General features: G+C 40.1%; 21 protein-coding genes. 8 read left to right on the top strand and 13 right to left on the bottom strand.

The genetic code is table 11. The annotated features are described in order from the left end of the window. Window positions 1–172 precede the first annotated feature (172 nt). From JN080_RS04515 to JN080_RS04505, 3 genes are all read left to right on the top strand, one after another. Window positions 173–478: a hypothetical protein gene (locus tag JN080_RS04515; protein WP_256234730.1), complete on the top strand. Its 306-nt coding sequence runs from the start codon at window positions 173–175 to the stop codon at window positions 476–478. 360 nt (window positions 479–838) lie between these two features. Next, a complete protein-coding gene (locus JN080_RS04510) occupies window positions 839–1,303 on the top strand; it encodes a sigma-70 family RNA polymerase sigma factor (RefSeq protein WP_256234729.1) in 465 nt (154 codons plus the stop codon). 183 nt (window positions 1,304–1,486) lie between these two features. Further along, the gene (locus tag JN080_RS04505; RefSeq protein ID WP_256234728.1) at window positions 1,487–1,861 is read left to right on the top strand and encodes a FixH family protein; all 375 of its coding nucleotides are present in this window, start codon (window positions 1,487–1,489) and stop codon (window positions 1,859–1,861) included. A 94-nt stretch (window positions 1,862–1,955) separates the two neighbouring features. Here JN080_RS04505 and JN080_RS04500 read toward each other — a convergent pair whose 3' ends face one another. From JN080_RS04500 to JN080_RS04490, 3 genes are all read right to left on the bottom strand, one after another. After that, the gene (locus JN080_RS04500) at window positions 1,956–2,213 is read right to left on the bottom strand and encodes a hypothetical protein (RefSeq protein WP_256234727.1); all 258 of its coding nucleotides are present in this window, start codon (window positions 2,211–2,213) and stop codon (window positions 1,956–1,958) included. A 258-nt stretch (window positions 2,214–2,471) separates the two neighbouring features. Next, window positions 2,472–3,692 carry an MFS transporter gene (locus tag JN080_RS04495; RefSeq protein ID WP_256234726.1) on the bottom strand — a complete coding sequence of 407 codons (1,221 nt, stop codon included), beginning with the start codon at window positions 3,690–3,692 and terminating at the stop codon, window positions 2,472–2,474. Window positions 3,693–3,915: 223 nt separating this feature from the next. Beyond that, window positions 3,916–4,857, bottom strand: a complete 942-nt coding sequence (locus JN080_RS04490; protein WP_256234725.1) for an L-lactate dehydrogenase — start codon at window positions 4,855–4,857, stop codon at window positions 3,916–3,918. Window positions 4,858–5,360: 503 nt separating this feature from the next. Here JN080_RS04490 and JN080_RS04485 point away from each other — a divergent pair. Beyond that, window positions 5,361–6,263: a CPBP family intramembrane glutamic endopeptidase gene (locus JN080_RS04485; RefSeq protein WP_256234724.1), complete on the top strand. Its 903-nt coding sequence runs from the start codon at window positions 5,361–5,363 to the stop codon at window positions 6,261–6,263. Here JN080_RS04485 and JN080_RS04480 read toward each other — a convergent pair. After that, the gene (locus tag JN080_RS04480; RefSeq protein WP_256234723.1) at window positions 6,229–6,690 is read right to left on the bottom strand and encodes a zinc ribbon domain-containing protein; all 462 of its coding nucleotides are present in this window, start codon (window positions 6,688–6,690) and stop codon (window positions 6,229–6,231) included. The genes JN080_RS04485 and JN080_RS04480 overlap by 35 nt on opposite strands. A gap of 26 nt (window positions 6,691–6,716) precedes the next feature. Beyond that, window positions 6,717–6,893 (bottom strand): hypothetical protein, encoded by a 177-nt coding sequence (locus JN080_RS04475; protein WP_256234721.1) that lies wholly within the window; start codon window positions 6,891–6,893, stop codon window positions 6,717–6,719. A 503-nt stretch (window positions 6,894–7,396) separates the two neighbouring features. Here JN080_RS04475 and JN080_RS04470 point away from each other — a divergent pair. Both JN080_RS04470 and cysK read left to right on the top strand, forming a co-directional pair. After that, window positions 7,397–8,266, top strand: a complete 870-nt coding sequence (locus JN080_RS04470; protein WP_256234720.1) for a LysM peptidoglycan-binding and 3D domain-containing protein — start codon at window positions 7,397–7,399, stop codon at window positions 8,264–8,266. Between the two features lie 290 nt (window positions 8,267–8,556). After that, complete coding sequence (gene cysK / locus JN080_RS04465) at window positions 8,557–9,480, top strand: cysteine synthase A (protein ID WP_256234719.1); 924 nt, start codon at window positions 8,557–8,559, stop codon at window positions 9,478–9,480. A 66-nt stretch (window positions 9,481–9,546) separates the two neighbouring features. On the opposite strand, the gene JN080_RS04460 is transcribed toward cysK, so the two are convergent. After that, complete coding sequence (locus JN080_RS04460) at window positions 9,547–10,800, bottom strand: ATP-binding protein (RefSeq protein ID WP_256234718.1); 1,254 nt, start codon at window positions 10,798–10,800, stop codon at window positions 9,547–9,549. Between the two features lie 306 nt (window positions 10,801–11,106). Here JN080_RS04460 and JN080_RS04455 point away from each other — a divergent pair, with 306 nt between their 5' ends. Beyond that, the gene (locus JN080_RS04455) at window positions 11,107–12,288 is read left to right on the top strand and encodes a YeeE/YedE family protein (protein ID WP_309144658.1); all 1,182 of its coding nucleotides are present in this window, start codon (window positions 11,107–11,109) and stop codon (window positions 12,286–12,288) included. A gap of 55 nt (window positions 12,289–12,343) precedes the next feature. On the opposite strand, the gene JN080_RS04450 is transcribed toward JN080_RS04455, so the two are convergent. After that, window positions 12,344–13,222 carry a LysR family transcriptional regulator gene (locus JN080_RS04450; RefSeq protein WP_256234716.1) on the bottom strand — a complete coding sequence of 293 codons (879 nt, stop codon included), beginning with the start codon at window positions 13,220–13,222 and terminating at the stop codon, window positions 12,344–12,346. A gap of 239 nt (window positions 13,223–13,461) precedes the next feature. Here JN080_RS04450 and JN080_RS04445 point away from each other — a divergent pair, with 239 nt between their 5' ends. Continuing rightward, window positions 13,462–13,629: a hypothetical protein gene (locus tag JN080_RS04445; protein ID WP_256234715.1), complete on the top strand. Its 168-nt coding sequence runs from the start codon at window positions 13,462–13,464 to the stop codon at window positions 13,627–13,629. Window positions 13,630–13,793: 164 nt separating this feature from the next. On the opposite strand, the gene JN080_RS04440 is transcribed toward JN080_RS04445, so the two are convergent. The 6 genes from JN080_RS04440 to JN080_RS04415 form a co-directional block, all read right to left on the bottom strand. Next, window positions 13,794–14,525, bottom strand: a complete 732-nt coding sequence (locus JN080_RS04440) for an IclR family transcriptional regulator (protein ID WP_256234714.1) — start codon at window positions 14,523–14,525, stop codon at window positions 13,794–13,796. 300 nt (window positions 14,526–14,825) lie between these two features. Next, window positions 14,826–16,133 (bottom strand): Zn-dependent hydrolase, encoded by a 1,308-nt coding sequence (locus JN080_RS04435; protein WP_256234713.1) that lies wholly within the window; start codon window positions 16,131–16,133, stop codon window positions 14,826–14,828. A gap of 326 nt (window positions 16,134–16,459) precedes the next feature. Next, complete coding sequence (locus JN080_RS04430; RefSeq protein ID WP_256234712.1) at window positions 16,460–17,929, bottom strand: NCS1 family nucleobase:cation symporter-1; 1,470 nt, start codon at window positions 17,927–17,929, stop codon at window positions 16,460–16,462. A 52-nt stretch (window positions 17,930–17,981) separates the two neighbouring features. Beyond that, window positions 17,982–19,172: a M20 family metallo-hydrolase gene (locus JN080_RS04425; protein ID WP_256234711.1), complete on the bottom strand. Its 1,191-nt coding sequence runs from the start codon at window positions 19,170–19,172 to the stop codon at window positions 17,982–17,984. After that, window positions 19,153–20,538 carry an MmgE/PrpD family protein gene (locus JN080_RS04420; protein ID WP_256234710.1) on the bottom strand — a complete coding sequence of 462 codons (1,386 nt, stop codon included), beginning with the start codon at window positions 20,536–20,538 and terminating at the stop codon, window positions 19,153–19,155. Before JN080_RS04420 ends, JN080_RS04425 begins: the two co-directional genes overlap by 20 nt. A 3-nt stretch (window positions 20,539–20,541) precedes the next feature. Then, a complete protein-coding gene (locus JN080_RS04415; RefSeq protein ID WP_256234709.1) occupies window positions 20,542–21,924 on the bottom strand; it encodes a dihydroorotase in 1,383 nt (460 codons plus the stop codon). Between the last annotated feature and the right edge of the window lie 673 nt (window positions 21,925–22,597).

The following is a 22,597-nucleotide window of genomic DNA, read 5'->3' as shown; positions in this document are numbered from 1 at the left end:
GGTCCTTTTATCCATTGCTCCAACAGTTACCGAAACCTTGAAACCTTTGTCTTAATGGGGTTACTTTTGTATACTCTAAATACATAGTAGTTAGTTATTTCGCTGAATGCTTATATGAAAAATTTTGTCAGCTGTCAATAAACGCAAAGGTACCAAAAAAAGGAGGGATTATGTGATAAATCGTGTTAAAAGGAAATTGGAAGTTGCCCTTGAAGATTGGGAGATGATGAAGAAAGCTTCAGAAGATGAAAGTGGAGATTGTGCCGAACGATTTGAGATGCATTTTTATGAATTCATTGATGAATTAAAGGTTTGGTACCATCATTTAGAACAACCACCAACTACAATCGAAGAGGCCGAAAATCTTATTGAAATTAGAGAAATCACTGAACGAATGCCTGAACCGCTTGAACTCAACTTTCTTACAGAACTTGAGTTAATCATTGAAGGAGTAGATCAAGTACGCTATGATGATTAATCCTCTCAATGGACACGGGGTACTCCTGTCCCCCATGTCCCTCTTTTACAATGAATGACTAAACTTGATCCCTGAATTGGGGTAGTGAATATAAATTTAATCAAACGTTTGATTAAGCTGTAATAATCAGAAAAACTGTCGAAGTCTGCAAATTTTTTATCATTCTCTCATTTCATATCCTATTAGGCTCAAAAAGCGAAAATCGCCTTCAAAAGTGATTTTCAGAAGCAAAAACCACATGCTTATCCCCTTCTTTCCCCTCAAATGTGATTTTGAGTGATTCGCTGAAATTTTCCCTTCCATGTATGGTAAAGATACCCGGGAATACATTGGAAGCGCGCTATCCTAAAGGGATTCGCAATGGAGAGCTTTGAGCAATTAGCACACCAATATCAGCCGATGATCCACAAAATTATCCGATCCTTAAATATTTATAAGAATGTCGATGAATTCTATCAAATTGGGTTTATCACACTTTGGGATACTCAGAAATGCTTTAACGAAGAAAAAAGCAGCTTTACCAGCTTAGCCTATACGTCGATCAAGGGTAGAATTCTAAATGAAATGGCTAAAGATAAAACGAATGCAGCGAGGATGATCTATCCAGAGGAAGAGGATTGGGAAATGACCGCCGATACGCATGATGACCAGTCCTTTGAGGAGGAGTTCCTCCGCACCCACGGCCAAAGCCTAACAGAAAAAGAAACCAAGTGGCTCATCAAGGCCTGCTTCACCAGATTATCAGTAAAAAAATTGCCGAAAGCGAAAACGTATCGGGAGTACAAGGGGGAGTACAAGGGGACGGTTCTTGTGTCCCATGAATAGACACAAAAGAACCGTCCCCATGATTGCCCCATGATTCCATGATTGTAATCGGGCTCCCCACTAGACTTAAAATAGTCCCTATTGCTATACTCGTAATCATAGAGTTTGCCATCCATCCTCATCAATATGCCATTCATAAGGTAAGAGGATAAGCCACCAAATTTTTTTGAAAGGTTGGATATCATGAAGAGTTTAACTTTCTTCATTGTTAGTATGGTTCTTATTTTTATAGCCGGATGCGGATCAGATCAATTAACAGTGGACCTTATTACACCAAAAACATATACTCCTGGTCAAGTTTCACCTATAAAAGTAAAAGTTATTGACAATAAAGGAAATCCCGTAAAAGGCGCCAAAGTAAGCGTTGAATTTAATATGGAAGGGATGAGTATGTCAAACGGAAATGTGTCGATGACAGCGAAAGAAACCGGAGATGGATTGTATAGCGGGAACGCCAATCTGCAAATGGAAGGGGACTATACCGCAAACATCAAAGTGGATAAAACCGGGAAAAAGTTTGAACAAGAAAAGCGATTTTCTCTTGTTTTAAATAAGTAGACATGGGGACGGTTCTTTTGCGTATCCTGAAGAGATACAAAAGAACCATCACCTCATCATACAAAAAGCACCCAAGAGGATGCTTTCTAATAGGCTACATACACTTTTTTACGATATAAACTAATTGTTTTGAGCTCGGGATAAAATAGGATCCTCCATCATTTCGATGGATAAAGGATTCTATTCTATTCATCACTAAATATCGCGATGAAGTATCTTCTTTACGAAAAAAAGAAGTATCTTCACACAAAACAGTGGCATTACTTTTGTGGTAAACAATACTGGCTATTTCTTCAGTGGTATAGATAGTCCCTTTTTCTAAATCATTCAATTCTTTTTCCATATATCCCATAGCTATTTTCCCTCCTTTTGACCTTATTATTCGATGAAAAGAGGAATTTTTCCTGCATAATAATGCATATAAAAAATCGACAAAAAAAGAGAGTCATGATGACTCTCTGATTCTGCAAACCTCACTATGACGATCGGATCTGACCGGCATAAAGTCTGTTCTAGTCCTCCCATTAATGTGCGCAAAAGAACCGTCCCTGACACTTATTAATTCCCACGGAACGATACAAAAGAACCGTCCCCATGAATCCCCATGAATTTATGCTGCTTTTCTGATTTCTGCTTTCTTCTGTCTTGTTTCTGGGAAGGTAGCTACCAGGAAAATGTAAACGCTAGATACTGCAATAAAGAAAATCATCGATGGTACGTAGCCTTTAGTGCCCAAAATGTAGCTCCAAATAATTGTCGCGATGGTTTGGCCCGCATATGCCAATGCCCAGAATAAACCAAACATAATCGTTAATCTTTGTGGCGTCATTCCCTTTAATTCATGGGGCAGATTCATAAAGATCGGGTACTGAACATACATCGCAAATCCAGAAATGGCAAGTAACGTGTACGAAAGAAGCGGAATTTTGTTGGCAAAAACAAGCGCTATGGCAAAGGTTCCCACCATGACAATTCCTGATAACAAAAGTGCCGGCTTTCGCGGCACTCCCTTATTTCCGATTCGAATCCCTGCAAATGTCCCCAGAATTCCAAAACCAGAGATTAATAAGTTTGTAACGGAACCATTTAATAATGTGTATTGATCAAAAATAGCCTTAAAGCTTACAAGTGCCAATACATAAAGTGTCAGGAACGAAGCAAATGCCAAGCCGTAGCGCCATAAAAACCCATCCTTAAGCGCATCTTTATAGCCATATGCTTCTTTTTTATCATTTTGTTTTGTTTCAAAATTTTCAGCTTTCCAAAGCCAGCCGATGAAAAACAAGATCGTTAAAGCAGCAAAAAACGTCATTGTTAAGCGCCAGTTGACAACCATTTGCTTAGCAAAAATGGTAAACAGGACTGCAACAATAAAAGCACCGGCATTATACGTAACCGTATTGGCTGCATTAATCTTCAGCTTAGCTTTTGAGTCTGTCACATAATGCGCCACAACCGGGTTCATATAGACAATGACCATCGAACCCCCAATGGCCATGGCCATTCTCGCCACTGTATAGGCCCAAAAATTAGGGAGATATATGGCAACAAGCCCCATCATTAACAGTCCAATTGCAGTCCCAGCCGCTTTTTTAGGACCCATTTTCATTAACACAACGGCAGCTAATATATTCGCAAACACCCGGGCGGTTGTAATCGAATAATTCACTAATTGTGAGATAAGAGGATCCACCGGCCCGCCAAAAAAGGTTTGAGTGATTTGCGGGGTCAATGAAGAACCGGCCACCCAGTTCATTGCAAAGGTTACATATGCTAGCCATAAAACAGCCATCATAAAGTAACCTTTTTTTCGATGATTAATAGTTTCCATTATTTCACCTTCTGTCATGAAAAATATAACGCAAACTCCCTAAAGGAGTGTAACTGTTCTAAAAATAACGTAAGTAAAAAGTAAAAATTAGTTCTTTTCAAATTAATTTTTCTAAAAAATCGACCTGTTTTCGGATTATTTCAACCGCTATTCCCCATATATCAACCTACTTGGATTCGATATCAACATCTTGGGGTTTGAGCCTTCAACTATGAAATGTATATTAAAGCTTCATCGTATCTTTTAATACGGAAACAGAGTGATTAAATTGTTCCTTTTCCTTTTCATTCAAGTCAATTTCAAGTACTTCCCGGATGCCTCCACGGTGAATAACAGCGGGAACGCCAATAAAGACATCCTTTTGTCCATATTCTCCATCCAGATAAGCCGAAACGGTCAGGATACTGTTTTCATTATTTAGAATCGCTTTGGTAATCCGAACAAGAGACATTCCAATTCCATAGAACGTAGCCCCTTTTCGCTCAATGATATGATAAGCGGCATCACGGACATTAACGAAAAGTTTCTCTAAACATTCTTCTTTTAGATCGTTCTTCTTTGCCAAAACTGAATCAAGTCCTTCAACTCCGATCGAAGCCTTACTCCAAACAGGAAGCTCTGTATCCCCGTGTTCTCCAATGATATAAGCATGGACATTTCTTGTATCTACGTTGAAATACTGTCCTAGCGTAAAACGAAGACGTGCAGAATCAAGTACGGTTCCGGAACCAATCACACGTTCTTTTGGTAATCCTGATTCCTTCCAGGTTACATAGGTTAAGATATCAACAGGATTAGTTGCCACCAGGAATATTCCGTCAAATCCACTTTTCATAATGCTTTTTACAATTTGTTTAAATATTTTCGTGTTTTTTTCCACCAATTGTAATCTAGTTTCACCTGGCTTTTGCGCCAACCCAGCGGTAATAACAACTAAGTCTGCACTTTCACAATCTTGATAAGAACCGTTCCAAACCTTTATTGGTGAGGGTGCAAATGGAACTCCATGGTTAAGATCCATCGCTTCCCCTTCTGCTTTTGCCTCATTTAAATCAATAAGAACTAATTCCTCAGCAACTCCTTGATTGATCATAGAATAAGCATAACTGCAGCCTACAGCGCCTGTTCCAACTAATACCACTCGATTTATCTTTTTGTTATTCAAGATGATCGTCTCCTTCAAACTAATTTTTACTAAACCTTATAAATTTAAAATTGCTACAAGTAGTAATCTTTTTACTTATTATTAAGTTAACGAGGTTAGTATATCATCGTACATGTGAATAATTTCACATAATTTATGAAAAAAATATGAACATTTATATGAATCCGTTTACATTTTATTTTCTTTATGCTTAGTGCATGGGGACGGTTCTTGCGCTCCCAAAAAAGGGGCAAGAGAACCGTCCCCATGATTTTTTTTGCTGATATTTGTTTACTGATATGTTAAATTATTACTATTACAATCTTTTCATTACCTCGGTGAAGTAATCCCACCAATACATTCAAAGGAGACAAATCCGTGACGAGAAAATGGAAGTGGACGATTGCCTGTTTCTTTTTCCTGCTTTTTTTTAATGTGCTCGGAGTACTAGCAGTAAAATTTTTAGGTAAATAATGAGAAACCTAGACTTTTTCACCAAAATTTACAGGTTGGGAATGACCTAAATGACAAATAACTTAACAAAACCAATTTCAAAAAAATTACTGTTTGCGATACTCGTTGTAACAATTGGCGCGGAGGTTCTTCTCTACCTAACCCGTTACAGCGACATGGCCAGCACTTTGTATGATGCTGTCATGGTATCCTCCCTTTTTATTGGCTGGAAGCTTTATCGGCGGCTGGATAGTCCGCAGCAGAATCCGAAAACCAAACGTCAGTTAACACTTCAGTTTACGAGTGCTTTTCTCATTTTCTTTCTTGGAAGTACGGTGATCAATACGTATTCAACAATGGCCTTCCAAGACTATAACAATGATTATGATCAATATGTTCATGACTATACTGATATGCAAACATCTAAAGAGAAAGATAATGGCGTCTCCGCAACAGGTCCGGTTTGGACCTTTTTTGAAAAGGTAGATACGATTGGCTATGATTTATATACTGACTCACTTGCGGGTTTGGAAGAGGTTTGGCGCCTGGCCTATCTGATTCTTTTTCTTGTTATTTTTAAAAAGATCTTTTCCCGGCGCTGGGAAAGAGGATCAAGAGACATCTTCTTGATGGCAGCGCTGTTTTTCACCTCGATTCTTTTTGGTATCGATCATACTTTAGATGTAGAACAACCATGGGCGATTAAAATGGGAGCGATCGTCACCTTTGCCGATATGGGGTTCTTATTTGGTATCATCCTATTATGGACGCGGAACCTTTGGGTGACTGTCCTCGTTCATGCACTTTATGATATAAATACGACGCTGTCATGGTACTATGCCGAATACTCCGTTGAACTATTTGCCCTAGGAGTTTTGGTTATCCACTTGATCCTTTTTAGCTTGGAAAAATCGAAACAAAGACAGTTAAAGCACCGGCTTAAGACGGTTGACCCAATCCAAGCGGCCGAATAAGGGGTGTTATGGGGACGGTTCTTGTGCTCCACAAAAGGAGCAAGAGAACCGTCCCCATGCACTCCCCATGCACTCCGTTATTTGCCTCCAAAAAATCTACCTTTTTATCCGCATTTAGATTCACATAGTCACCCTTATAGATGGCTTTGATCGAATAATCCCCTGGCAAAAATTTACCGATCGTGACAGAATCACTTCTACTTTTAAGCATTTTTACCTTTTTACCATTAAAGTAAATTTCGGGATTGTCCAAAATACTGTCTGCTTTAATCGTAAATGAAAAGGCCTGTATATCATATTGGTGATAAATCCCAATTTTTTTGGAACCCATTCCGAGTTCAACTAAATTGTTACCGGAAGAATCTTTAACAGGAGTAAGCTTTTTATATTGATTGATTCCCGGGCCATTTTGTTTGAGTTCATTCACAATTTCATCCAGCTTTTTGTCTTTGGTTACGTAGTACTGCTTTTTTGGTCTAATGATTCTAAAGATTTTTGGGCATTAAAAATTTGGCGGTCAAGCTCTGCTATACTATGAAAATATTCGTGGAGCTGCGGATCTTGAATCTCGACTAAATGAAGTTTTCGATTGGTATCTTCCCCGAGTTTTAAAATTAGGTCGCTCCTCAATTCAGAGAATTCCTAAATCCCTTTTTTGAACTGACTAATCTCTTAAACTGTTTGAAGCTTTTGCTTCCCTTGTTGAAGAGAATCCTGGAGTTTATTTAACCCCCCGCCCAATTTCATCTGTAAATCACCCATCAGACTTTCCCCCTTTATTTACATGGGGACGGTTCTTGTGCTCCACAAAAGGAGCAAGAGAACCGTCCCCATGTGTAAAAATTAATGGTATGTTTGGTAAATATTATCAATATATAGCTTTCCAACTCATCTTACATGACATAATTGTAATAAATAGAAGTTGAGCTCAGAGGGGCATACCACTGGGCCTTTTTTGCTTTAAGAGAGTCTGTAGAAAAGTTATTTTTCAATTATTCGGCATACTTAGAAATACTATTGCAATATAAATGCCACTCTTGTAAACGATTTAACATCTCCCTGTTCTTTGTTTCAGAGAAATCAATGTTAAGATTATGTAAAATTAGCAACCAAAGAACATGGAGGGTAAAAGAATGCTTAACAAGATTAAAACAATTATAGCAGTTGCTGTACTCTCAGGAACTGTAAGTGCTAATGCAGAAGCAGCAACGGTAACAGTACAAAAGGGAGATACCCTTTGGGATCTTTCACGCGTACATAATTCTTCAGTAGAAAATATCCAAAAGTTGAACCATCTTACTACGGATCTTATTCACCCTGGGGATGTACTAACAATTACACAGGAAACACAGTATACAGTTAAACAGGGTGACACATTATGGGACATAGCCATGGCTCATCACGTAAGCGCTCAACAAATAATGGAATGGAACAAATTAATGACCGATCTCATCCATCCTGGATTAACTCTAGTAATCTATGATGGTTCAAATACTACTAATAATGCTGTAACAGAAAAAACAATCGAGCCAGCTGCACCAACCTCAACTGTTCCAAGCACAACACCTGCGGCTGCTCCCGAGCCTGCTGCTCCTGCACCACAACCGACTGCACAAGCATCAGAACCGGCAACGGCAGCACCTGCGCCACAGCCTGCTAAGCAAGCACCTAGTGCACCTGCTGCAAAAGCTGCACCAACAAGTAGTACAGGCTCCAAGGAAATTACAGTGAGAGCCACAGCGTATACAGCTTCATGTGAGGGATGTTCCGGGATTACAGCAACTGGAATTGACATTAAAGCAAACCCAAATGAAAAGGTCATTGCGGTTGACCCATCTGTTATCCCGCTTGGCAGTAAAGTCTATGTAGAAGGATTTGGTGAAGCAACCGCCGCCGATACGGGCGGAGCGATTAAAGGAAATCGAATTGATGTCTTTATTCCTTCTGAACAGGATGCAATCAATTTCGGAGTAAAACAAGTAAAGGTAACATTACTAAACTAAGAGGCAGACGAAAAGGCAGAAAGAAATTGCTGGGTCAGTTTAAAACGATATAGTAAATCATGAGGGAAAGAGAAGGGGTCATTACATTTAGATCCTCTTCTCTTTCCCTTTCATTTGTGCATGGGTGTGCATGGGGACGGTTCTTCCGTCCCACAGAAGGTGCAAGAGAACCGTCCCCATGAACCTCACCCATGAACCTCACCCGTGAACCTCATGAGCATCATTGAGATGAAAACAAAGTATGTTATAGTAAGGTTGATGAAATAATTAGAAAAGGCAGGGTTTATGATATGAAGCTTTACAACTCGGTTCTTGAACTTATTGGACATACTCCCATTGTAAAATTAAATGATATTCCTGATCCAAAGGGTGCAAGTGTATATATTAAACTGGAATCATTTAATCCAGGCGGAAGCGTTAAAGACCGCGCTGCCCTGAAAATGATTGAAAGAGCAGAAGAAGAAGGAAAAATAATTCCTAAAAAAAGTACAATTGTCGAGCCAACCTCCGGTAATACTGGGATTGGACTTGCGATGGTATGTGCGGCAAAAAGCTATCCTTGTATTATTACAATGCCAGAAAATGCTACGGCCGAGCGTGTGAAAATTTTAAAGGCCTACGGTGCGGAAGTCTATCTAACTCCACAAGAATTGGGGATGCAAGGAGCCATTGATGAAGCAATCCGAATGGCAAAAGATATTCCGGACAGTTTTGTTCCGATGCAGTTTGAAAATCCCGCAAATGCCGATGCCCACCGGTTAACAACGGCTGTCGAAATATTAGAATCATTTGAGGGAAAACTAGATGCCTTTGTGTTGACAGCCGGTACAGGCGGAACGATCACCGGAACTGGTGAAGAATTAAAAAAACAAATTCCAGATTTAAAAATTTACGTTGTTGAACCTGCTGGATCTCCGGTATTATCAGGAGGAAAACCAGGGCCGCATAAAATTCCAGGTACAGGCCCAGGATTTGTTCCGAACCTGCTGAACCGTGAAGTGTTCGATGAGATTTTATTAATTAAGGATGAAGACGCCCAAGAAATGGCGCGTTCGCTTGCTAGAAAAGAAGGGATTTTCGTAGGCGCATCTGCGGCGGCAGCAGCTTATTATGCTGTTGAAATAGCGAAGAAACTTCCAGCCAACGCCAGAGTACTTTGTATGGCCCCTGACACAGGAGAACGATATTTATCATCGGATTTATTTGCAGAGTAATTTATGGGGACGGTTCTTGTGTCCCAAAAAGGGACACAAGAACCGTCCCCATGCACCCCCCTGCACTTATGATACTGGAAGGATAATATCAACGGTGGTGCCTTTGTTCATTTCACTTTTAATATTGATGTTTCCCCGATGCTCTTCGATAATTTTATGACTGACCATTAGGCCCAAACCGGTTCCTTTTTCTTTTGTGGTATAAAAGGGCTCACCTAACCTTGATAGTAAGTCCGCTGGAATCCCGCTGCCATTATCGGTAAAACGAATACATACGCGGTCTTCTTTCGACTTTGTTACAGTAATATCAATTTTTCCGTTATTCGAAACAGCTTCTATGGCATTTTTAAAAATATTGATAAATACCTGTTTCATTTGGTTTCTTTCACATTTGACAATCATATCCGGTTCAAGTGCTTTTGTGACCTCTATATTTTTAACAATGGCCAGTGTCTCAAGCAACGTGATGACATCGGTTAATATAGATGTTATATTTTCACTTTGATAGGTAACCGCCTGCGGCTTCGAAAGGATCATAAATTCACTGACAATCAAATTGATCCGGTCAATTTCTGATAACATAATTTGATAATACTGTTTATCTTCATCTGCTTCAGCTTTATAATTAAGCAATTGGAGAAAGCCTTTTATCGATGTTAACGGGTTACGAATTTCATGTGCGACAGCAGCGGCCAGTTCCCCTACAATCGAAAGCTTTTCCGATTTCCTTATAAGTTCCTCTTTATCTTTTAATTCTGTAATGTCGCGGACAATAACGAAATAACCTATCATTTTACCTTCAATGATGATCGGCACACTCTTCATACTCACCAAAATACAATGGTCACTTTTGACCCTAAATCTGGACTCTACCAATAAAGACTTTCCTTTTTCTTTTTCTAAAAAGTACTCTTGAACTTTATCCCAATCCTCTTCGCAAACGAGTTCTTTAAAAGTTTTCTTTGTTAACTCTTCTGAACGATATCCTGTTATCCTCTCGGCTGCCTCATTAACAGAGACGAGCTGACCTTTTAAGTCCAAATGAATAATGGCATCCATATTATTTTCGATAAGGCTGTCTAATAGCTGCTTCCGTTCTTCGATATTTTGGATATTTCGTTGAATTAGTTTATATAGAAAAAATGCCGTTACAGTCACAAAAAGAAAGGCTTTTAACGTACTTACCCAAACAATATGAAGTTCATCAGACACTGATAAAATCCAATCGGTTGAATAGATCCAAATAATACTAAGTAGAATATAGAGAAAAGATATTTTTAAAGAGACTTTCTTACTATAACAACGGCCGTTATTTTGCATGTATAGCTCCCTCTCCAAATGATTACGAACTTAAAACCGGATTTCCGATTTCTTTACTATTAATAGTATATGAATCTATTAAGTTAATTAACTAGAAATATAAGGAAACATATAGGGACGGTTCTTGTGTCTCAAAAGGGGACACAAGAACCGTCCCCTTGTCATAGTTTTCTATTGGGAGTATAATACCATTAATTCCGATTAATCTACTATGGTAAGGAGGAAATAAAATTGGCACAAACAGCTTTGAATATACCAACACAACAAAAACGGCCAACCACTACCGTTATAGCAAAACTGAATCCCATGCAAAAACCGTTAGCGGTGATAGGGATCCTAGTTGCCATTAGTCTTTTATTAGCAATCGTTTCGAAGGCTAATTGGACTCAAGGAACCTTGTTTATTATTGGGTTAATGTTGGGGTTGACTTTATTATATGCCCGTTTTGGGTTTACATCTGCTTTTCGCCGACTCATGTCGGTTGGAAATGTGCAATCCATTCAGGCACATTTGCTGATGCTGGCGATTGCTTCCACATTATTTGCGATTATTTTAGGCACTGGCTTCAGCTTTACGGGAATCAAGCCTGCCGGTTATGTTTCTCCCGTCGGCGTCAGCGTCATCTTTGGTGCGTTTCTGTTTGGAATCGGAATGCAGCTCGGAAACGGCTGTGCTTCAGGCACCCTTTATCAGCTTGGAGGCGGTTCGTCTTCGATGATCATCACGATCATTGCCTTTATTGCCGGTTCTACCCTTGGAGCGTATCACTTACAGTTCTGGTTGAACGACACTCCATCCCTCCCGCCGATTTCTTTGGCGCAATCAACAGGGCTGGGCTATTTTGGTGCGTGGGTCATCCAGATGATCGCCTTTGCTGTCATTTATTGGATCACTCTTCAGATTGCCAAAAAGAAGAAACCGCCAATGATGAAACCACTTCCGACCACAACTGGCTGGAAGAAAGTTTTTCGCGGTTCTTGGCCAATGTTTACTGCTGCGATCATTTTAGCCGTGCTGAACGCGCTTGTTTTAACGGTCAGAGGAAACCCATGGGGGATTACTTCCGCTTTTGCCCTTTGGGGAGGAAAATTCCTGATGGCCACAGGCTTTGATGTCTCAACCTGGAATTATTTTACCGGACCAAACGGAGCGGCTTTGAAAAATACAGTCTTAGCTGATTCTACTAGTGTATTAAACTTTGGAATTATTCTGGGAGCATTTATTGCCGCAGCATTCCAGGGGAACTTTAAACCGAAAAAAATTAAGCCGGGGATTGCAGGTGCAGCCCTGATCGGCGGTCTTCTTATGGGCTACGGATCCCGCCTTGCATTTGGCTGCAACATCGGTGCCTATTTCAGTGGAATCGCATCCTTCAGCTTACACGGTTGGGTATGGATGATTATGGCAATCCTTGGCACCTACTGTGCATTATTTATCCGTCCGCTTTTTGGTTTAAAAAACCCAAATTCAAACGATTCATTTTGTTAAATTCATGGGGACGGTTCTTGTGATCCCAAAAGGGGACACAAGAACCGTCCCCATGTTATTTCCAATTATAATTTTCGACGAAATTTACAAAGGCCTTTACCACATTCCATTCCAAAGATTCTTTATGGTAATACATCCATGTTCTGCGTAATATCGGATCTCCTTTTTGGTCTGTTAAATCTATTTTATATAAATCTTCTATATCCTTGAGTATACCGCTGGACAATATCCCATAACCTAATCCATTTATAACCATTTCCTTACAAGTATCTACTTGGTCTACTTCGATACTGATATAAGGCCGGTGTGTATAGTTTTCAGCCCACCAATGATCGATTAATTGTTTTAATAAGAAATCCCCGGTATAGTGGATTCTTGGGAGATTAGGCAAATCAACCATATCAATCGGTTCCCTTGACGCAACGGACATCTTTTCTTCAAACATTAAATGTTTCTTTAGACCTTTATTATTATAATCTCCTCGAACAAAGCCGATTTGAACATCCTTATTATGTATTAGTTGAGCGATATCTTTGCTCCAGCCTGTAGTAATTTTGAATTCCACATGAGGATACTCACTTTTAAATAATTTCAGAATATGCGGTAGTTCATAATTAGCAAAAAATTTAGATACACCCAATTTCAACGTACCAGTAACTTCATTTTCTGCGTCGTTACTCATACTCCGAACATGCTCTATGATTTTATGATAGCGAGCAAGGGTTTCATCGGCACATTGAACAAGATACTCTCCCTGCGGCGTAAAGTGAACCCCTCTGCTTTCACGAGTTATGATTTGAACACCTAATTCTTCCTGCATATGCTTGATACGATTTGTTAATGCAGGCTGGGTAATGAACAAGAGCTTGGCTGCTTTCGTAAGGTTTTTCTTACTATGAAGTACCTTTAGTATTTCCCAATCGCGATAATCCATCATTTTCCCCCAGGTTTCGCCATATAACTTTTTGTTATATCTAACTATAATTTTTTAGCATTTTATTTATTTCTATTATTGCATTATCATAAGGCAGTAGCAAAAAATAATTACTTCTATAGGGCAGACTCCATTGAAGTGAAATGATCTCTAAGGTATACATAGCTTATGTAAACTTAGTCAAGTTATAGATGTTTATCAGTTGGCAGGAAAACATTAAAAATGAGGAGGAAATTAACATGTGGGTTATTACTTGTTATGAAGGTTCAAATATTTCAATGTATGAATATGAGACAGAAAAGGAAGCAAGAGAGGCTTGCAAAAACATGAAATGCTGTAAAATTCTTTCTGAAGTTGTTTACTACAACGATTCCCGTTTTAAAGAGCTAGTTGCTGTTGCTGTTTAAGGTGCTAAAATTGTAATCAAACGATTTGAATTTCTCCGCATGCTTGAAAACTGGGCGCAGCCAATTCATTCCGGCATGACATTCATGGGCGTTCATGGGGACGGTTCTTGTGTCACACTTATAGGACACAAGAACCGTCCCCATGATCTTTCCATAATCTTTCCCTACAAATACTTCTGTATTTCATTTGTTGCTGACAGAAGGGTGTCAATGAGCTTCTGTTCATTTTTTTTGAGCATTCTTTCCCTCGGTCCTGCGATGCTTAACGCAGCAACAACCTGATTGTCCATGTCCCGGATGGGAACCCCATAAGCGACAACTCCTTCATCAACTTCTGAGTCTGAAACAGCATAACCTCTTTGACGAGTTCCCTCAAGACTTTCTTTGAGTTTCTCTGGATCAACGATCGTATTCGGCGTAAAACCTTTTAATAAGCCCTGGTTTACTAATTCATCTACAGTTGTACTTGGCATATACGCCAATAGAATCCTAGAAGATGCACCTGCATAGATGGGTGATATTCTCCCTTGGGCAGAAGATACTTTAATCGGTTGAGGTGTTGTAATCACTTCTAAACAAACGGCATGCAGTCCCGAAGCAATCGTAAGAATAGAAGTTTCCTCTGTCTCGTACGTGAGCTTTTGCATAATTGGAAAAGCAATAGAGGAAATACTGATGTCTGTTTTCACAATTTTAGCAAGCTCCAAAAATCGATAGCCTAACTTGTAAAAGCCCCCATTATTTTCAATCACATACCCTTTTTCCTTCAGAACCCGAAGATGCCGATAAACGGAACTTTGCGGCTGTTCTAACATTTCAGCAATCTGCCGTACGTTTAATTCCCTAGTCTCGAAAGTAAACAAATCTAATATTTCTAAAGTTTTCTCCGCACTCACTATTTCATCCCTTTTTCTGCTTGATTTTTATAAAAAAAAGCACCTGAGTTTTATCCTAATTTCCAATAATTAAGAATTGATTATCAGTTATTGGGATATATCCCCCTTCATTCTATTTCAATGCTAGTACAGCGTCAATTACTTTAAAGTTCACAATCCCTAGTTCTTGCTAGAAGCCCTTCTTACCTTCCTGTTGGATATTTTTTTACTATCAAAAAAAAGCGCAAATGCGCTATATTTTGAAAAATTCAGAAATACCCTTGTAAGCCTGGCCCTTGGATTTATAGTTTCTCTACAGATTTACGAGGATAGCAATTTTTTTAAAAAGTCATTTAAAACGTGTATGGACTTAACGCAATCATTTAATGTGGACCATTCTTTCGGATTATGACTGATCCCATCCTTACTGCGGACAAAAATCATCGCAACAGGCAAGTACTGCCCTAAATTCATCGCATCATGGGCTGCTCCGCTTGGCAGGAAGGCTGGTTCCATATTATGATCCTTGACACATTGTTCCAATTTGAGTTGCATGTCCTGCTTTATGGGGACCGGTTTGACACGTAATGTTTCCTGATAAGATAGATGAATCCGTCGGCTTTTCGAAATGGCTTCCGCCTTTTCAATGATTAGATTCACTAACCGGTCTCTTGTTTCCAGGTGAATATCACGAATGTCAACATATAAAATGACTTGTCCCGGAATAACATTGATCCCATTCGGGTAGACATCCAATTTCCCGATCGTTGCAACCGCAGTAGGGCTTACCTGTTGGGGAAGCTGATTGACCGCTGCAATCAATTCTCCCGCCGCCACCAATGCATCATTTCGATCATTCATCGGCGTACCACCCGCATGTCCGGAGGCTCCCGAAAAGGTGAATTCCAACCAGCATGGACCAGCAATCCCATTCACAATTCCCGTTGATACATTCGCTTTTTCAAGTTGTTTTCCTTGCTCAATATGGAGTTCAACAAAAGCAGATATTTTCTTTAAATCTCTTTTTGCCTTTCCAAATTTCTCAATGTTTAAGCCATACAATTCAAAAACCTTTTCAGATGGGATTCCGTGTAAGTCCTTCCTTTGTTTTAAATCACCAATATCAAGATCACCTGTAATCCCTTCACTGCCAATAAAACCACCGCCAAACCTTGCACCTTCTTCATCAGAGAAGATAACGATTTCATATGATTGGTCAGGAAGATAGTTGACTTCCTTCCATGCTTCAGCGACTTCTAATGCGGCAAGTACTCCTAAAGTTCCGTCGAAATGTCCTCCATTTGGGACAGTGTCTACATGGGAACCGGATAATACTACGGACCCATCCTTTTGTTTACCCCGAAGAAGCCCAAATACATTTCCAACTTCATCTTCTCTTACAGCAAGCCCCGCTTCTTTCATCCAGCCTTTGACTAAATCCTTGGCCATTTTTTCCTCTTTCGAAAAACCAAGACGATAGGAGCCTCCATCTTTCGTCAAGCCAATCGATGATAATGCCGCGAGTCTTGCTGCCAGCCTGTCCCCATTGATCCCAGAATGATCAAGAGCATGATCATATGTCTCCAGTAATCTTTCCTGCAGGTTTAATGGATCTAATGTCTGCAACATAACCTATCATCCCTTCTTACATTTTGGAAAAAATAACTTATACCCAGCCTCTGAAACGAAAGTCATCGGCTCTACTTATTTGTTTTACAAAATGATTTTTTTACAAATGTTTATTGTTGATATTCTTAACGGATAAATTAATGGTTCAAGCTGTCGATTTGGTCCTTCATAAAGCCAATGAAGGACAGCTTCTTGGTTCAAGCTATGAAGTTTGTCCTTCATAAAGCTTGATGAAGGCCAGTCAACATATCCCCCTCATGATTCTAAATATTTTTATACAATATCAACATTATGGAATAACAAAGCCAAAAAATAACACGATTAAATTATAACTTCTGTGCTTCATTTTTTTCATATTCGGCGGTATCTATTTGCAATGGGCCTGTGCCAGTGAGCTTCATTAACGCATAATACCCAAAGAATCCGACTAAAATTCCGATCAGCCATCCGTAACCTGATACAAACTTTAAGGCAGGAATAAAGTTCCCCCCAAATGATAAAATCATTCCTACTACCATGGTAATGAGCGCATAGATGTTAAATCCTTTTTTGTATTCATAAATTCCTTCTACCTTATATAGATCGTCAACGGACACCTGACATTTGCGAATGATCCAGAAGTCGGCAATGACAATCCCTGTTGCCGGTCCTAAAAATGCCCCGGCCGTATTTAAAAGCAGGTGTACAGAGTCAGGCGATTGCATTAATTTCCACGGCATGATGAGAAAGGCCAAGACAATGCTGATGATCGCTGACCTTTTGTAGTTAAGCTTCTTTGGAAAAGCGTTGATTAAGTCGTAGATCGGTGAAACCAGGTTTGCAGCGACATTGACGGAGATCGTTGCTGCAGCCAAACAAGCGGCTCCAATAACTAATACAATTGTATTGTCAAAGTGTTTAAAAAGTTCAACCGGGTCCCAGATGGCTTTTCCATAGGCAATAACCGTCGCAGAGGTGATGAACGCACTCATTAAAGAAAAGAAAAAGGTAGTGATTGGCAGACCAAGTATTTGCCCAATTACTTGATCTTTAGAAGAGCGGGAAAATCTCGTGAAGTCCGGTATGTTCAAGGCCATCGTGGCGAAGGAACCGACAACTGTGATAACTGCTGGGAAAAACACAGGCAAAAATTCACCGACTGAATGAAATTTACTCGGTTGATGAAGGATCGGACCAACACCATGTAAAATGTTATAGGCCCAATAAACAAGACCTAACATCAGAACTAAAATGACAGGGCCTGCCCAGTTTTCAAAACGACGAATGACTTCCATCCCATGAATGGCAAGTACTGCTTCTAAAATCCAAAAGGCAATAAGGGAAATCCAGCTGTTGATTGGCAGCCCGAAGAAGACCGTTGATAAATCACTCCAAAAAGGAATCACCTTTAGCATCAAAACATTCAGGGCCATTGCACCTAAATAGGATTGGATGCCAAACCAGCCAATCGCTACAAATGCGCGAATGAGTGCTGGAACATTGGCGCCAAATACACCAAAAGATAAACGTGCATAAATGGGAAAGGAAATACCAAATTTACTCCCGGCATGTCCATTAAGTGCTAACGGAACCATTAAAACGATATTAGCCACAAAAATCGTTAAGAGGGCCTGCCAAATATTCATCCCTAAGACAATGAGCGAGGCAGCTACTGAATAGTTAAAAATATTATGAACAATCCCCATCCAAAGGGCCATATAACTGAACCAAGTCCATTTTCTTTGACCCTTTGGTATCGGTTTCAAATCTTCATTCATAAGCCGGCTATCATAGTTCTGAACTCCTTTTGTTTCCAATCCTAACACTTCCTTTATAGTTGAATTTTTAAACTTGCAAAAAGCAGCTTAATCAATTTTTTGATAAAGAAACAATGGTTTGAAGCATGACATTTGCCCCTTTTTCGATATCCTCCCATGATGTGTATTCATCCGGATGATGGCTTACACCATCTTTACTAGGGACAAAAATCATGCCAACATCCGTTAAATGGGTTAAGGAATTCGCATCATGGTTCGCTCCACTTAATATATATTGATAGGACACGTTTTCCTCTTGGCATGCTTTTTCGATATTTTCCTGGATAGACGTTGACAACGAATTTGGATGTTTCTCCACAGATACCGTAATCTCTGCGTCAATGTTTTCCTCTGACCATCTTCGGATCGACTCTTCGATGCCTTTCATTTCATCCCACTTGCTGCCGCGAATCTCGAGCATTAATTCAGCTTCACCAGGAACGACGTTGGCAAGGTTAGGAAAGATTTTCATTTCCCCAACGGTAGCCACAATATCACTATTTGCTTCTACAGCTAATTTATTTACTTCCTGAACTAGCTGAGAAGCATTCAATAGTGCATCTTTTCTTAAACCCATTGGGGTGGTTCCAGAGTGACTTGCACGTCCATGGACAGTGACAAATAATCTTAAAATACCGGCAATCGCCGTTACAATTCCGATTTCCTTCTGATTGTTTTCCAACACAGCCCCCTGCTCAATATGCAGTTCAAGAAAACAGCGATAATCATTGCTCGTACTACTGACAGAAAGAATGTCATTCCATGTAATTTCAAAATTCTGTAATTTCTTTTCAAACTCTTCCGAATGGGATAGCAAACCCGCTACCGCCCGGCTTCCAAATGTTCCGCCCAGCGGATTCGCTTCTTCTCCAACAAAAGCCGTTAACTCAAGAGGTACTTTAGGCTCGTAGCCTTCTTCGACCAACGTTTGTAAACATTCTAACCCAACAACAACTCCAAGAGCTCCATCATACAGGCCGCCCTCAGGAACGGTATCAAGATGGGAGCCGAACGCTACAGCAGCCTGTTTTAGGTCCCCCCATCTTCCGAATACATTACCCAGTTTGTCCTGGGATACGTGTAACGGAAGATCGGAGAGTTTTCCTTTAAGCCAGTTTAAAGCTTGTTTTTCCTCTGATGAAAAAGCTGCCCTTGTATACCCCCTATCCCCGGCATTCGCGATTGAACCCAATTCAAGGAGATTCTTCTTAAGACGCTCTATATTAATCTGTAACTTTTTCACTTCGATATTCCTCCGAACTTTTATTCATAATCAGCTCCAGCCACTGTTTAAAATGAATCTTATCCAATTGCATTGTAGCTTGAAGAACCAATTCCACTTTTTCAACTCTTTCAGTAGAATTTAACATATTTTCAAACTTTTCTACTAATCTATTTTTTGGCAGTGGCTGGTCATATCCACCTGATGCATCTCTTACAAAAGAGCTTACTTGAATGCCATCACTCATTTTAAGGGTTACCCTTGCTGCCCGCTTATCCGGAAGCATCGCTGTCATGTCAGGATCCTCTTTAACCAAGATCCTCTTTGCTAAACGACGAATAGAAGGATCCGAGAAAACTGGTTCTTTATCACTGTCAAAGAGTGTATTCCCATGCAATAAAGCAGAAAGCACAAACGGGATGGAAAACTTCGACGCCAAACGATTTTTGGGATCCGGGTCACCAAGACGGGCTGCCAAACCATATGTTTCTACTAAAACAGACGAAACTTGCGAAACATCAATGTCATTTTCCAGCATGCAATTTACTAAAGCATCAATAGCAGAGTGGGTAAAACGACAGGACGGATACAATTTAAAGTAGTTCTTTTCCAGAAGGGGCGGGGACCATAGATCTTTTAAGAACAAGTCATAATCGATTCCCTTTGACATGATTTCTCCCCATACATGATCGATGACGTGAGCACTGCTTTGAAACCCATAAGCTTGTAATTCCAATGCCTGCCATGCATGCAGGCTTCCTAATCCTGTATATAAATTTCTTGCCGTCATCCCGGTAGCTGCCGCTTCCCATGATGTAGCCAAAGGGAACGTAGCAGATAAAAGCACAGCTTCGATGATTTCCTTATTATCTTTTTGCTGAAGCAAGCCTGCTGCTGTTGTTCCTCCAATGATACCCCAAGTTCCATGCGGGTGCATATCATCATTCATATTGCTTGCATAAGCTAGCCGTGCAGCAGCCTCGTACCCAATAATGAACGCCCGAATGAAATCTCGGCCTGATACATCATTTTGAATGGCTGCAATGAAGGCGGGAGCAAACAAATGGGATGCTGGATGACCTTTTGCAAATTGGTTTCCTTCATCTAATTCGTTACAGACCATTGCAGTGCCATGGATCATGGCACTATTTGATGGGGTTGTATAAAAGTTCGTTCCGACAATTGGGATGGTGTTTAGTGGATCTCGTTGTGTCGTACCAGCATTTTGAATATACCTTTGAATTTCAGGAGATCGTACGCCGTACCAAGCAGCAAAAAGGGTATCCGCAATCATCCATTTTGCCCGTTCAATCGTACTATCCTGGATATCCTCCCACTTTACGTTAAGAAGATATTCCAGCATCTCAGTAAAATTTTTTATGGACAACCTTTAGATCCTCCCTACTAAGGCTTTTTTATAAGCACTGCCCGGAACAAAACTTCCGAATCCCGGTTGGACGGTAATATCCTCCCCATCATAAACGGTTACACCGCGAACAATGGTTTGCATGACCTTCCCCTTCACGGTTTGTCCATGGAATGGAGATAGTTTCGAATTCGAATGGAAATCATTTTGATCGATCGTCCATGTCTGTTCAGGATCAATAACGGTGAAATCCGCATCATAGCCAACCGCAATTTTTCCCTTGTTTGGAATTTGGAAGACTTCTGCCGGATGCTGTGCCAGAACCTTTGCTAATTGAACAGGTGTTAGCCGGCCTTTTGAAACGCCTCTGTCAAACATCAATGGAACCATCACTTCAAGACCAGGCATCCCTGACGCTGCTTTAAAAATATTATCTTTGCCGGAAATTTTCTTTTCCAGTCCCCAAGCGACATGATCGGAGGTTACCAATTCGATGTCTCCTGATTGGAGATACTTCCATAATCCTTCAGAATCCTCGGGATTCCTTAGAGGTGGGTTATTTTTTGCAATTGGACCATACTTCTCTAAGTCGTTTACATCAAGAAGTAAATAGGTATAACAAGTTTCTGCCGTCACATCGACGCCTTGCTCTTTAAACATGCGAACGAGTTCAATCGTTCTTGGGTGACTAACATGAACGATATGAAGTTTTGATTTTGTCCAATAAGCAAATTCCATCAGTTTGATTGCTGCACTGGTTTCTGTTACCGGTGGACGTGACTCCATGTGGGCACGTGGATACACTTTATTTTGTTCTTGAAATCCTTTTAGCATGTCTACGACAAGCTCATCATTCTCAGAGTGGAACGCAGCCCTAAGACCTGTTTCCCTAAGGAGATTAAACGCTTTTAAAATTTCAGAATCAGGAATTCTTGGGAAACGATATTCATCCGTTTCAAATGTCGACATCTTAAATGCGACTGCTCCAGCTTCTGCAAGAGGAACAATCTGATCTGTACCGCCCCTTTTGGCAATGGTTCCCCAAAGGCACATGTCCACCACCGCTTCTTCTTCAACCGTGCTCACTTTCTTTTGAAATTGATCCACATTGTTGATCGGATTTGGCAAATCATATGGCATGTCTACAAAGGTAGTGATACCTCCCGCTGCAGCAGATTTACTTGTTGCTATGATCCCTTCATCAGGATTGCTGTAACAATGCACGTGGGTATCAATCATCCCAGGAAAAACGTAAGCGTTTCCAAAATCTAACGTTTTTTCTCCAGTTAACGATCCATATGTATCATTTACGACCGCTACCTTTCCATCCTTAACACCAACTTCACCGCTGATCACTTCATCTTCTAAAACGAGCTTTCCTCTCACAACTAAATCCATTTGTTCCATCTGAATACTCCCCTCTATCTTCTTGATAGTCTTTAATCTATTAAACTTGCTTTTCAATATATTTATCAAATAATGATAATTGATTATCACTTATCATTATTTAGTTTAGATTAAACTTTTATTTTTGAATTGTCAAATACTTTTTACATGGGTTTTCGTGGGGGTTTTCATGGGGGTTTTCATGGGGGTTTTCATGGGGGTTTTCATGGGGGTTTTCATGGGGGTTTTCATGGGGACGGTTCTTGTGTCCCACTAACCGGACACAAGAACCGTCCCCATATCTCCTCCTCTCCAAGCCTTAAGCAAACAAAAAAGGCACCGAACACATTTCAGAACATTCATAAAACATGAATGGTGAAATGTATACGTGCCTTTGGTTGTCCAATCAGCTATTTAAATTGAAAATCCGACATTCTTTTTCTACTTGGTGAGAAAGTAAGTCAGTATTTTAAGTATTTAAAAGGTTATTAATCAAATGATTGATTAAGACTTAATTCTTAAAAAACAAGTCGAATGAGGTGGAATTTAGGTATAACTTCTCTCCATTGATTCCTAACCTTTACCGTCAGGATGGTGGTTGCCTAAGTTGAATTTTTACGAAAACCTACTATTTGCTTACGACGGCATCGAGGCACTAGTCTACTAAAAAAGGACAACCCTTTACAGGTTGTCC

This window comes from Bacillus sp. EB600 (assembly GCF_024494385.1).
GTDB lineage: Bacteria > Bacillota > Bacilli > Bacillales > Cytobacillaceae > JAEVLT01.
This window is presented reverse-complemented; position numbering and strand designations above follow the sequence as displayed.